Here is a 13094-nt window from a genome sequence, read left to right as displayed (position 1 = left end):
GCGGCCCCCCCGGCCCCCCCGCCGCCCGCGGGGCTCGCCCGGTCCCGGCGCACGGCACGCCGGCGGCGCGCGCTGGCCGCCGCGGCGCTGGCCGCCGTCGTCGCCGGCGGGTCGATCACGGGCACCGTGGCGCTGACATCCTCGCCGGACGGGCCGGCGGGCCGGCTGGTGTCGGCGGCGGACGCGACCACCCGCGTGTGGGCGGAGGTCTGGGTGGCCGACGTCCCCTCCGGCGCGGGCTTCACCATCCGGCTGTGGGGCGTGCGGCCGGGAACGACCTGCGCCCTGGTCGCCGTGTCCGAGGACGGCAGCAGCGACACCGCGGCGACCTGGACCGCCGACTACCGCGGCGCGGTCGACGTACGCGGGACGTCCGCCATCCCGGCAGGACGGCTCGTACGTGTCGTGGTGGTCAGCGGCACCGGCGAGGACCTGCTCACCGTCCCGGTCCGCACCACCTGAACCACCGCGAAGGGCCTCGAGGGCACGATTAGCGCACGGAATTGCGCGATTGCCGTCCGGAGCCGTGGCTGGGAATTCCCGGAAACAGCCCGACAATGGATGCGAGATACTCCGGGAGATCTCCGAAGGAGTCCACCCATGGCCGTCACCACGGCACCGACCGACATCCACACCGGCAATACCCCGAGCAGCGATTCCCGAACCGACGGATCCGGCGCCGGCGACGCCCTCGCCGGCGAGTCCCACAGCTTCGACGCCTTCCTGCACTACGAGCGCCTCCAGTGGAAGGTCTCCGACGTCGGCCTGGAGAACATCCGGCACGACCTCGTCCGGCCCGAGGACATCGCCACCGCCAAGGGCGTCGTGCTCGGCGAGGCGACGTCCCTGCCCGGCCTGCACGGCTTTCTCAGCGAGTTCGCGGACGACTACGACTGCTCGGCCTTCGTGGCCATCTGGGCCTACCAGGAGCTGCAGCACCACTTCGGTTTCCGGGCGTGGCTGCGCGCCGTCGGCGTGCACATCGAGCAGGCCAAGGTCGAGGCGCTGCGGGAGCCCTACGAGCCGGGGGTCACGCCGAGCGCCACACTGGCCACGAACGTGATCAGCGAGATCACCGTCAACACGGTCTACCGGGCGATGGCGGCCTGGGTGCAGGAACCCGTCCTGGCCGACCTGTACCTGCGCGCCAGCCGGGACGAGGCCGGGCACGCCCGCGAGTTCCTCTACTACCTGAAGCGGCGGCTGGCGACGCATCCCGAGGAGCTGCCGTCCGTCCTGGAACGCATCCACTTCTATGTGACGTCGTCGCGGCTGAGCCACCCGGTCGGCGTCTACAAGCACCAGCGCGTCGAGGAGCTGCGCGGCCACGAGACGGTCGACGACGTGATCGACGTCTACCTGCGGATCTCGCCGCCGGACGCCCAGGAGAAGCTGCTGGCGAAGCTGCGCCGGGCGATCGGCTCGGCGGTCGGCGTGCCGCTGCACAGCACCGGCGACATCCGCCGGGCGCTCGCCGCGTCGCTGGGCTGAGCCCGCCGGGCGGCAGGGCGGATTTCCCGGCGCGGGAGATTATCCTTCGACCTCCGCAGGATTTCCCGTCCCCGAAAAGGTACCGCCCTCGCCGCGGACTATCCTGTTAACCTCGCCGCTACCGCACGACCCGCGCACGAAATCGACGGAACATAGGGTCCTGAGCGATTCCGGTCGCCTGGAACCGTGCGTCTGCCTGTATGAGCCGGCCCGCGAGACCGGGAACACACAGCCAGCGCCGGATTCTCCTCAGCCGTCGAAAGTGCCGGTGACCATCATGAAGAGCGGCACGTCGTCCTGCCCGCCCGCGCCGCGCCCCGTCCCGACGGATCACGCTCGGGAGAACGGGTCCGGGCCTGACCCCGGGCCTGACCCCGGGCCGGTCCGGTTCTGCGACACCACCCTGCGTGACGGCGAGCAGACCCCGGGGGTCGCCTTCACCGCCAAGGAGAAGATCGCCATCGCGGTCGCGCTCGACGCCGCCGGCGTGCACCAGATCGAGGCCGGGGTGCCGGCGATGGGGCCGGTCGAGGTGGAAGTCCTGCGCCGCGTCGTCGCGGCGGTCGAGCGGGCCGGCGTGGTCGCCTGGTGCCGCGCGGACCGCCGCGACGTCGACGCCGCCGTCGCCAGCGGGGTCGACGCCGCGCACCTGACCATCCCCGCCTCCGACCTGCACCTGCGCACCAAGCTCGGCAAGGACCGTGCCTGGGCGCGGGCCCGCATCCGCGACTGCGTCCTCGACGCCACCGACCGTGGCCTGCGGGTGAGCGTCGGCTTCGAGGACGCCTCCCGCGCGGACGACGGCTTCGTCATCGACCTGGCCGGGGAGCTACGGCGCCTCGGCGTCACCCGGTTCCGTTGGGCGGACACGGTCGGGGTGGCCAATCCGATCACCCTGCACACGCGGCTGCGGGCGCTGCTCGACGCCGTCCCCGGGCCGTGGGAGATCCACGCCCACGACGACTTCGGCCTGGCGACCGCGAACACGATCGCCGCGGTGCAGGCCGGGTTCACCTGGGTGAGCACCACGGTGGCCGGCCTGGGCGAGCGGGCCGGCAACGCGCCGACCGAGGAGGTCGCGATGGCGCTGCGGCACCTGCTCGGCCTGCCCGTCGACCTGGACACCGCCGCGTTCCGCCCGCTGGCGCGGCTGGTCGCCGGCGCGTCGCGCCGGCCGGTTCCCGCCGGCAAGGCCGTGGTCGGCGACGCCGTGTTCGACCACGAGTCCGGCATCCACGTGCACGGCGTGCTGCGCGCCCCGGCGACCTACGAGCCGTTCGACCCGGCGGAGGTCGGCGCGCGCCGGCGGCTGGTGCTGGGCAAGCACAGCGGCCGCGCCGCCGTGCGGCACGCGATGGACCGGCACGGCATCGACGCGCCCGACGAGGACCTGGAACCGATCGTCGGCCTGGTCCGCGCGCACGCCACCGTGTACAAACAGCCGCTGAGTTCCGACCAGCTGCGGGCGATGGCCCGGCGGGTCGCCAGCCGCCGCGGCACACGGCCCCGCCGCGGCTGACCCGCCGCCGCCGGTCGCGCCTCGGCGGTCGGCCGCGGCGCGGCGGCGGTCAGGGCCCGGGGCGGAAGGTCGCGGTGATGGTGCGGATCAGCTCGAGCTGGTCCTGCCACTGGGCCTCGGGCACCCGCCAGAACAGCGCGTAGCCGTGCCCGTTGCGGACCACACCGAAGTCCAGGACGTGCACCGTCTGCCCGCCTGAGGTGAGGGTGAACTCCCACACCGCGGACGTCGTCCCGTCCGCCCCGTCCGACGGGCGGATCGAGACCAGCTGGTAGCCGGCGGTGGTGCGCCGGGTGCCGGGCTCGAGCTCGTGCCACGCGCCGATCGAGGACGGGCCGGCGACGTCCCGCGTCTCGACGAGCAGATTCGGGTAGCCCCCGGGAGCCGTGAAGGTCTCGCGGTCCCCGTCACGGCGCGATCGGGCCCACTGCGGCGGGACGGCGAGCGACCACCCGGCCGCGCCACGGTACGTCTCGAGCCCGGCCGGCGCCGGCGCGGGCGCGGTGTCGTCCGGGATCACCGTGCCGAGCCTGTCCAGCGACGGCACGCCGCCCGAACCGCCCTGACCCGGCGTCGCCGACGCCGGGCTGGTGCCGCCCGGAGTGGCGGAGGTTCCCGGTGTCACGGCCTGCCCACCGGTCGGGCTGGTCGACGCGCCCGCGGACGGCCCGCCGGTACCCGCGGGTGTGGCCGGGGCGCTGGTACCTGACGCCAGGCCGGCCGACGGGGTGTCCGAACCGCCGGTCAGGGCCAGCCCGAGCCCGACCCCGCCCGCGGCGAGCAGCAGGGCGACGACCATCGCCAGCAGCACCACCCGACGGCGCCGTTCCGGCGCGGCCGCGGCCCCGCCGACGCGCGCACCCGCGGCTGGATCCGGCCCCGGCCCTGGATCGGCACCTGGACTCGGCCGCGGTCCTGGGCCAGCGTCTGAGGATCCGGTCCGGGCGGCGGGGCCGGTACCGAAGGTGAAGCCGGCACGCGGGCCCGTCCGCGGTCCGGTGCCGGCCCCACGGCCCGCTGCTCTGCCGCTGCCGGCGCCGGCGCTGTTGCCGGATCCGAGGTCGTCGCCGAGCCCGAGATCGGCGTCCTCCTCGGCTTCCGCCGGCCCGGGTAGGGGCGCGTCCGGCCGGTCGCCGACGTCGGCGTCGAGCAGCGCGTCGGCCTCCGCGTCGAACACGGCGGTCGGATGCGGCTCGGCGGTGGCCGCGATCCGCCGCAGCTGCACCCGGGCCTGCGCCAGCGACGGGCGCCGCGCCGGATCGGGATCGAGCAGCTGGTCGATGACGTCCTGCAACGGGCCCGCGTGCCGGTAAGGACGGCGCCGATCCTGGATGATGGCCGCCAGCGTCGCCAGGGCGCCCTCACCCGCGTACGGCGCCTCGCCCTCCACCGCGGTGAACAGCGTGGCGCCCAGGCCCCACACGTCACCGGGCACGCCCACCCGCGCGCCGCGGGCCCGCTCGGGCGGGATGTAGGCAGGCGAGCCGACCACCATCCCCGTGCTGGTCAGGGTCGCGTCGCCCTCGCTGACGGCGATGCCGAAGTCGGTGAGTCGGGCCTGCCCGTCCGCGGTCAGCAGCACGTTGCCCGGTTTGACGTCCCGGTGCACGACCCCGGCGCGGTGCGCCGCCTCCAGCGCGTAGGCCAGGCTCACCCCGATGCGCGCCACCCACGCCGGCGCGAGCCGGCCCGACGCACGGATCTCCTCTGCCAGCGACCGGCCGTCGACCAGCTCCATGACGATCCACGGCGAATCCTCGGCGTCGATGACGTCGTAGACGGCCACCAGACCGGGATGGCGCAGCCGCGCCGCCGCGCGCGCCTCGCGCAGCACCCGCTCGCCGATGATCTCCCGCTCGGTCTCGGAGGCGAGCGGCGGCAGGCGCACCTGCTTGATGGCGACCGGCCGGCGCAGGAGCATGTCCTCGCCCTCGCGGACGATTCCCGCCCCGCCGCTGCCGAGCACGCGGCCCAGCCGGTACCGGCCGGCCAGCCGGCGCTCCCGGCCCGCGGCTCGGTCGCTCTGCATTGGTTGCTCCGCCTTCTCCGGCACGACCGAATTCTCCCCGTACTACCCGCCACACGAGCCCGAAACCGCCGCAACGGACACGCGACAGCCGAGCCCGCCACAAAAACCCCTGCCAGGCCCGTAGGGAGAACGTCCCGCCGCGCCGATGAGTTCACGCACGCCCGCCGGTCCTACCACCGGCAGGCCAGACTGCCGGACCCGGGCGTCCACGACCAGCGGGCGTCACGACCAGTGGAGGAAACAGCGATGCCGAAGACGATTCCCTGCCTGTGGTTCGACACCGACGCCGAGGATGCCGCCGCGCTCTACGTCTCCGTCTTCCCGAACTCGGCCATCACCGGCGTCACCCGCTACGGGCCGGGCATGCACCGACCCGAGGGCCTGGCCCTGACCGTCTCCTTCACCCTCGACGGGCAGGAATACGTCGCGCTCAACGGCGGACCGGAGTTCACCTTCTCCGAGGCGATCTCGTTCCAGATCCCCTGCGCCGACCAGGCCGAGGTGGATCACTACTGGAACGCCCTCACCGACGGCGGCGGCAAGGAAAGCCAGTGCGGCTGGCTCACCGACCGTTTCGGCCTGTCCTGGCAGGTCGTCCCCACCCGGCTGACCGAACTGGTCGGTGACCCCGACCCGGAGCGCGCCCAGCGCGCCACCCAGGCGATGCTCACCATGGGGAAGATCGACATCGCCGCGATCGAGCGCGCCGCCGACGGCCGGTAGCCGGGCGGCCCCGTCGCGGAGCACGCCGGCCGGGTCCCCACAAGGGGACCAAGGCCGGCGGGCCCGGCCACCTTCACCCCCGCGAACAGGCCACAGGAGAGCCGCACACACGGCACTATTTCCTTTCAGCCGTCGATCCTGCGGAAGATTCCCTACCATCAGATCGTGGATGCGGATCTGCCCCAGCGCGCGGCCCCGGCCGGATGTCCACTCCAGCGACGAGCGCGACACGAAGGCGGCCGGTAACGATGACCACCCTCCCCCAGGCCCACGCCGAGGAGACCGAGCAGTGGCTGACCCGGGTCGAGAAGGTCACCGGCCTGCTCGCCGAGCACCGGTCCCGGGCCGAGGAGGACCGCGCCACCTCCCCGGAGGTCATCGACGCGTTGCGGGAGCAGGGCTTCCACCGGATGTGGGTGTCCCGCGCGTTCGGCGGCGCGGGGGTGAGTCTGCGCACCGGATCGGCGGTGCTGCAGGCGATCGCGCGCACCGACCCGTCCGCCGCCTGGCAGATGGGCGTGCAGGGCGCGATCGGGCGCATCTCCGACTACCTGTCCGACCAGGCCGCCTGCCGCATCTTCTGCAGCAGCCACGGGCTCGTCGTCGGCGGCATCAACCCGACCGGCCAGGCGGTGCCGGTACCCGGCGGGTACCGGCTCCGGGGCCGCTGGTCGTTCGCCAGCGGCGCCACCCACGCCGACTGGCTCGTCGCCAGCGCGGTCGTCACCGGCGGCTGCGCCCAGACGTCCACGAACACCCCGGCGCGCAGGTCGACACCCGCGCACGCCCCGACCCAGGTTCCGGCCCAGGCCCAGGTTCCGGGTAGCGCCCCGACGGGGAGCGCACCGATCCGGATGCTGTGCGTCCCGCGCGGCGCCGCCACCTTCACCGACGACTGGCACGCGCTGGGCCTGCGCGGCACCGGCAGCGGGACCTTCACCGTGGACAACATCGTCGTCCCCGAAAGCCAGACCGTCGACGGCTCGCTGCTGCGGCGGCCACCCACCGCACGAAAGTCCCGGGGTTACGCCATCGCCTACTACGACTTCGCGCCGTTCACCACCGCCTCCACCGCGCTCGGCATCGCCCAGGACGCACTGCGCGCCTTCCGCCAGCTCGCCCTCCAGACCATTCCCGCCCGCACGACCGAGACCCTCGCCGGCGGCCACACCGTGCAGGCCACGTTCGCCCGTGCCACCGCGCTCGTCCGCGCCAGCCGGCTGATGCTCGAGGACGCCGCCGACCAGGCGACGGAGCGCGGAGAGAACGGCGGCGACGAGCTGAGCGGGGTGATCCGGCTCGCCGCGGCCGCCGTCGGGGAGAACTGCGTCCAGGCCGTCACCATGCTGCACACCGCGGCCGGCGCGAGCGCGCTGCGCTCCGGCGGGGACCTCGACCGCTGCTTCCGCGACGTCCACACCGCGGCCCGCCACATCACCCTCGCCGCGACGAACTTCGAGATGGTCGGCGCGCACCTGTTCGGGGACACACTGCTCATGCGCCGCTGACGTCCCCATCCGCCGCTGGCACCGCTGCCCGACCGACAGCTCCCCCACCCGCGTGCCGAGGTCGCGCGGGGCCAGCAGGCCGAGCGAGGCCAGCGGCACCGCCGCGGCCCGCTCGGGTCCCAGCGCGAGCGTGTAGACGTCCCGCGCGGTGCGGTCCGGCCGGGCGAAGACCGTGTCCTGCGCCAGCAGGCCGACCCGCAGCCCACGCCGCCGCAGCACCTCCCCCGTCACGCCGGTCGTACCGGGAACACCGGGAACACCACCGGGTGTCGGGTCGGACGGGTCGAGCGCGGGGCCGGCCTGCTCGAAGCGGCCTGCCAGGACCGCCAGCAGCGTCGACTTTCCCGCGCCGTTGGGACCGGCGAGCAGCAGGCGGTCCGTCACCGTCACGTCGAGACGGTCGAGGACGAGGCGGCCGGGAACACGCACCTCCCGCAACGACACGATGGTCCCCTGCCCCGGACCCGCCTGGGCCGGGACGCCCGCCGACGACAGGGCAGCGGACGGAGATGCGGACGGCTCGGCGACGAGCGCGCCGACCCTGAACCGCAGCGGCCGCGGTGGCCGCCGGACCTGCTCCCGCTCCAGGTCACCGAGCCGGCGGGCGGCGTTGCGCACACGCCGCGACACCTGGTCCTGCACCCGGCCGGCGGTGCGGCCGTAGTTCATCTTCTCGTTGTCGCGACGCGGGCGGTTGTGCGCGACCTGGCGGGCGGTCACCGCGACCGCGTGCCGCAGCGCCGCCAGCTCCTCCTGCTCCTCGGCGAACCGGCGCTCCCAGCGCTCCCGCTCCAGGCGCCGCGCCTGCTGGTACTCGGTGTAGGCACCCCCGTAGCGGGTCGGGCCGCCCAGCGCGGGATCGAGGTCGATCAGGTCGGTGCACACCGCGTCCAGGAAAGTCCGGTCATGGCTCGCCGCGATCACGACCCCGGGCAGAGCCCGCAGCTGCTCCTCCAGGAACGCCGCGGCGTCATCGTCAAGATGGTTTGTGGGCTCGTCCAGCAGCACCGCGGCGGGCCGGCGAACCAGCAGCGCACCGAGCGCGAGCCGGCCGCGCTGCCCGCCCGAGAGTGAGCCGAGCGCGCGGTCGGCCGGAACCCGCGCGAGACCGAGGCCGGCAAGGACGATCTCGGCATGCCGGTCCGCGTCCCAGGCCGCATGCTCCTCGACCCGGTCGAGACACGCGGAGTACGCGGCGAGCAGGTCGGCCGGGGCCGTGCCGCTGTCGGTCGACTCGCCGTCGGCCGGGCCACCAGGGGCGGAGTCGCCGGCGGCGAGCGCGCTGGTCAGCCGGTCGAGCTCGGCGAGATCCGCGCGGGCTTCGCGCAGGGCGTCGTCGAGCACGTGACGGATGGTCACGGCGGGGTCGAAGGGCATCTCCTGGTGGAGGAACCCCAGCTCCACGGGCCGGACGACGGAGCCGCCGTCCGGCTCGTCCACCCCGGCCAACAGGCGCAGCAGCGTGGACTTGCCGGCGCCGTTCTCCCCGATCAGTCCGATCCGCTGACCGGGAACGGCCGTGAGGGAGACGCCGTCGAGAACCCTGCGCCCACCGAGCACGCGGACGAGGTCATGGGCGGACAGAGCTGTTGCGGGCATGCGACACCACCAGAGCGGCTGGTCTCCTCCGCCCGCCGGGCAGTGCCTCAGATGCGGGGGCCTCAGGCGCGGGCGCGGGTGGGGTCAGTGCCTCATGACGAAACGACCGTACCCCACGCCGGCCGGGTCGCCCAGAGGTTTTGTGGCGGCCCCGTGCTCTCCCCATGCCGTGGCTTCTCAAGATCGGAAACGTGAAGCCGAGACGTCAACGCCGTTGACTATCTTGACTCGGAACCGCACCGGTAGGGTCGTGCGTCGGGCCGGCCGCCTGACCGTGACCGCCGCCGGTTCCCCGATTCCGAGGAGTGTGGTGTCGTGCGGAAGCTGGTCTATCTCGTCGCCTCCACCGTCGACGGATTCGTCGCGGGCCCGGACGGTGCCGACCCGACCGGACCCGGCGGATTCTGGCCGGTGCCGCAGGACTACCTCGAGCACCTCGTCGCCGAATACCCGGAGACCCTGCCCGGCCCGGCGCGCGCGGCCCTCGGGGTAACCGCCCCGGGAACCCACTTCGACACCGTTCTGGAAGGCCGGCGCAGCTACGAGACCGGCCTGCGGGCCGGCGTGACGAACGCCTTCCCGCACCTTCGCCACCTGGTCTTCTCCCGAACCCTGACCATCAGCCCGGACCCGGGTGTCGAGCTGGTCGCCACCGACCCGGTCACGACAGCGCAGGAGCTGAAGAGGCAGGACGGCAAGGACGTCTGGCTCGTCGGTGGAGGAACACTCGCCGGCGTCCTCTACCCGGAGATCGACGAGCTGGTCGTAAAGCTGGGCCCGTTGACCCTCGGCACCGGAATTCCACTGTTCTCCGGCGCCGCCCCGTTCGATCCCAAGCGCTGGGAGCTGGCCGACCACACCGCCCTGAAAAGCGGCGCGCTTTTCCTCACCTACCGTCGGCCGTCCACATAATCGGGACGCGAACCTTTCGACATCACAGACGGCTCATGCCCCCCGACGCATCGCTGCCCACCATGCTGCGGAGCCCGGTCGACGTGCTCTGGAACTACCACGACATGCACCACGACCCCCACCCCACCGACGTCGGCGTGGGCCTGGGCAGCCACGACCTCAGCGTCGCGACCTGCACCGCCACCCTCTACCACCAGGGCCTGTTCCCCCAGATCGTGTTCACCGGCGCGAACGCCCCCACCACCATCGGCACATTCCCCCGCGGTGAAGCGGCCCACTACCGCGAACACGCACTGTCCCTCAACGTCCCCGACTCCGCCATCCTCACCGAAACCACCGCCCGCAACACCGGCGAGAACATCACCCGAACCCGCGACCTCCTCACCACCCACGGCATGACACCCAGCTCCGTCACGCTCATCTCACGGCCCTACCAGCAGCGCCGCGCCTACGCCACCTGCCGCAGACTCTGGCCCGACGTCACCGTCCGCTGCGCATCCCAACCAGCCACCCTCGACGACTACGTCGCCAGCATCGGCAACACCGACCGCGTCATCTCCATGCTCGTCGGAGACACCCAACGCATCTGGCTCTACGCCGAACGCGGACACGCCATCCCCCAACCCGTCCCCGACGACGTCCACAACGCATACCGCGAACTCGTCGCAGCCAGCATCAGACAGATCTGCAGCAAAAGGACCGGAGGCATAGGCCAGTGGCGGGTGGGTGCGTCCATAGGCCCACTCACCCGCCACACATCACCTCGCCCGGCCGAGAGGGGGCTGGCGAGGCGGATGGGGTGGGCTAGTTGATCAGAAGGTGCGCGGCGGTGACTGCGTGTTCGACTGGGGCGGAGGTGTCGATGTCGTGTGCGTCGGGCCACGGATCGGTGCGGGTGGCCATGTCCAGGTAGATCCACTCGTCGGGGGCCAGGGCGTTGACCGGGTCGGCGCGGTGCCCGGTGGTGGCACCACCCGCGACGGCGCCGATCGGTGCCCTTCCGATCGGCACGACGCCCGCCGGAGCGGAACGGGTCGCGGTCGAGTGGACCGGACCGGACCGGTCCACGGTGGAGCCGAGTGCGATGGGGACGGTCGCGCGGTCGGCGATGCGGGCGACCGCGACCCGGGGCGGGACCACGCACCGCAGCTGCATCAGGTCGGCGTCGCACTCCGCCGCCAACTCGGCGGCCCGTGCGCGCACCCGCCGCGAGGACCAGGAGGCATCGATCACGACGCTCCTCCCTCTTTCGAGCGCGTGGCGGGCCCGCGTGAGCACCTCCACGTAGCTGTGCTCGGTCGCGTCCGCGCCGTAGCACCCCGCCGCGGGCTCCGTCCCGGCCGAATCGGAGGCGGAGGTGGAGTCGGACTCGGGGGCGGTCGCGCCCGCTCCGACCGGCTCGCCGCGGACGGCGGCCGAGCTCAGCAGCACCCAGTCATCCTCGCCGGAGACGAGATGGCTGGCCAGTGTCGACTTGCCGGTGCCGGGCAGGCCGCCGACCAGGACGAGCCGGGGACGGCCGCGCCGTAGGTGGCGTAGCGCGATGTCGGTGAGCCGGCGGGCCTCGTCGGCGGCGGCCGGGTCACCCTGGTGGTCGCGGACGCAGGCGGTCTTGGCGCGGACGACCGCCCGGTAGGCGATGTAGAGGTCCTCCAGCGACGTTGGATGGGTCTCGCCCGAGAACTCACGGTAGGCGTCGAGGAACGTCCGGGCCGCGGTGGCGTTGCCGAGCCGTTCGAGGTCCATCGCGAGGGAGGCTGCGTCGCCGAGGACGTCACCGGCCCGCAGCGCGGGGTCGACGTTGACGCAGTTGAGGACCCGCGGGCCGTCGTTCAGGCAGTAGATGTCGTCGGCGAGCAGGTCGCCGTGGCCGTCGCGGATCCGGCCGGCGGCCTGGCGCTCCGCGAGCAGTGGGCCCCGGCCGGTCAGGTAGCGCAGCGCGAGCCGGCCGATCTCGTCGACGGTGGCGGCGTCGAGGATCCGGCCGCGGAACGGCGCGAGGCCGTCCATCGCCTCCAGCCAGAGTGCCTCCAACGCGCACAGACCACCGGTGCGGGTGTTCTCGGGCGTGGTCTCGCACCCTTCGTGGAACGCCACGAGCCGCTGGGCGAGCCCACGCAGCTCGCCGGAGACGTCGGCTGTCATCAGCGCGGAGAGCCGGCGGTCGGCCGGCAGCCGTCGCATGACGACCATGTGGTCGCGCAGTGCCCCGGTCTCGTCCCGGATGTCGGCCACGCCGAGGTACACGTCCGGGGCGAGGCGCCGGTTGAGCCGTACCTCGTCCTCGCAGGCGATCAGCCGGGCCCGGCGGGAGCGGTGGTCCACGAAACCGTGGTTGACCGCCCGGCGCAGCTTGTACGCGCGGTCCTCGGTGAGAAAGACCACGGCGGTGGGAGTCTGCACGGTCTCGCGGCTGTCGAGACGGATTTCCCGGGCCGCCTGCTCCCGGACGGGCGCAGGGCCCGGGATTTCCGACGGCGCGGGGCGGACCTCGGTGTCCTGCCCTGGAAAGGCGTCCTTCTGCACGAACATCTACGTCTCCAGACCGTGTTCTGGACGATTCCTGTTCGGTTTCACCCGCCGCCGCGCGACCGAATCGCCGGCACCGCTGATCGACGCCGCGGATCAAGCCGAGGATCGAGGATCGTGGACGACGGATCGCCATCCGCGGGGCGCCCCACGCACAGAGCCCGGCCACACCGTTGAACGGAAAGCCGGGCAGCGAACGAAGGAAGATGCCGCGGCGGAGAATCACCCGGAATTCAATCCGGGCGAATAAAATGGCGCGACCGGGCCACACAGCGGTGTTCAAACACCGGCCGATCCGGCTCCGGTTCGAGCGGCCCGCGGAAATCCGCGGGCCGCGATCCCACCGCCTCGTCCTACGAGCCGAAGAGCTCGCGCGCCGGCGCTGTCGGGGAAAGACCGGGGGGCCGGCGGGCCGTACGATGCCGGTGTCGATCGACGAGTCCAGACATGGAGATCATCCTCCTTGGTCCGTTTCCCTGTTCCCGTTACGATCCTCCATTCGTCCCGCGTCGTCAGGTGACTTCAGGGTCCCGTTCTCACCCGACCTGCTGCCCTGTTCTCAGGGGCCGTTCGGATCGGTCCAGCGCGCTCCGGGCCGTCCGGGCCGAGGGGTGGACCTACCGGTGGTATCGCCGTCCATGCAGGTCCGAGGCTTCGAACCGGGGTGCGCACCGGGCCGGGGCGGACCTGCCGACCGGCACCGGCGGACGATCGCCCGCGCGGCAACCAGGCAGCCGAGGAACGCGCAGACGGCGACGTACTCCCACAGTCGCCTACTCCCCAC

9 protein-coding genes and 1 pseudogene are annotated in these 13094 nt (G+C 73.2%); 7 read left to right on the top strand and 3 right to left on the bottom strand.

Features of this window, described 5'->3' with window-relative positions:
- The 3 genes from AC559T_RS04560 to nifV all read left to right on the top strand — a co-directional run.
- The coding region (locus AC559T_RS04560) for a hypothetical protein (RefSeq protein WP_498867864.1) at positions 1-462 on the top strand (462 nt) is incomplete at its 5' end.
- Positions 463-600: 138 nt separating this feature from the next.
- Entirely contained in the window at positions 601-1491 is an 891-nt protein-coding gene (locus AC559T_RS04555) for a ferritin-like domain-containing protein (RefSeq protein WP_083391003.1), read from the top strand.
- A gap of 277 nt (positions 1492-1768) precedes the next feature.
- Complete coding sequence (gene nifV / locus AC559T_RS04550; protein WP_498867863.1) at positions 1769-3010, top strand: homocitrate synthase; 1242 nt, start codon at positions 1769-1771, stop codon at positions 3008-3010.
- 49 nt (positions 3011-3059) lie between these two features.
- Here the strand turns inward: nifV and AC559T_RS04545 are convergent, their stop codons facing one another.
- Positions 3060-5039: a serine/threonine-protein kinase gene (locus tag AC559T_RS04545; RefSeq protein ID WP_498867862.1), complete on the bottom strand. Its 1980-nt coding sequence runs from the start codon at positions 5037-5039 to the stop codon at positions 3060-3062.
- Positions 5040-5285: 246 nt separating this feature from the next.
- On the opposite strand from AC559T_RS04545, the gene AC559T_RS04540 reads away from it, so the two are divergent.
- Entirely contained in the window at positions 5286-5762 is a 477-nt protein-coding gene (locus AC559T_RS04540; protein WP_498867861.1) for a VOC family protein, read from the top strand.
- A 248-nt stretch (positions 5763-6010) separates the two neighbouring features.
- On the top strand, positions 6011-7270 hold the full coding sequence (locus tag AC559T_RS04535; protein ID WP_498867860.1) for an acyl-CoA dehydrogenase family protein: 1260 nt from the start codon (positions 6011-6013) through the stop codon (positions 7268-7270).
- Positions 7271-7303: 33 nt separating this feature from the next.
- On the opposite strand, the pseudogene AC559T_RS04530 reads toward AC559T_RS04535, so the two are convergent.
- Positions 7304-8869 (bottom strand): annotated as a pseudogene (locus tag AC559T_RS04530) (ATP-binding cassette domain-containing protein); the annotation flags it as partial.
- Positions 8870-9184: 315 nt separating this feature from the next.
- Between AC559T_RS04530 and AC559T_RS04525 the strand changes: the two are divergent.
- On the top strand, positions 9185-9781 hold the full coding sequence (locus AC559T_RS04525; RefSeq protein WP_498867859.1) for a dihydrofolate reductase family protein: 597 nt from the start codon (positions 9185-9187) through the stop codon (positions 9779-9781).
- 35 nt (positions 9782-9816) lie between these two features.
- Positions 9817-10593 (top strand): YdcF family protein, encoded by a 777-nt coding sequence (locus AC559T_RS04520; RefSeq protein ID WP_498867858.1) that lies wholly within the window; start codon positions 9817-9819, stop codon positions 10591-10593.
- Here the strand turns inward: AC559T_RS04520 and AC559T_RS04515 are convergent.
- Complete coding sequence (locus tag AC559T_RS04515) at positions 10586-12313, bottom strand: bifunctional aminoglycoside phosphotransferase/ATP-binding protein (protein ID WP_498867857.1); 1728 nt, start codon at positions 12311-12313, stop codon at positions 10586-10588. The two genes, AC559T_RS04520 and AC559T_RS04515, sit on opposite strands and share 8 nt — an antisense overlap.
- Positions 12314-13094: the final 781 nt, after the last annotated feature.

Origin of the sequence: Frankia sp. Hr75.2 (genome assembly GCF_949319125.1) — a bacterium.
Classification (GTDB): Bacteria; Actinomycetota; Actinomycetes; order Frankiales; family Frankiaceae; genus Parafrankia; species Parafrankia soli.
This window is presented reverse-complemented; position numbering and strand designations above follow the sequence as displayed.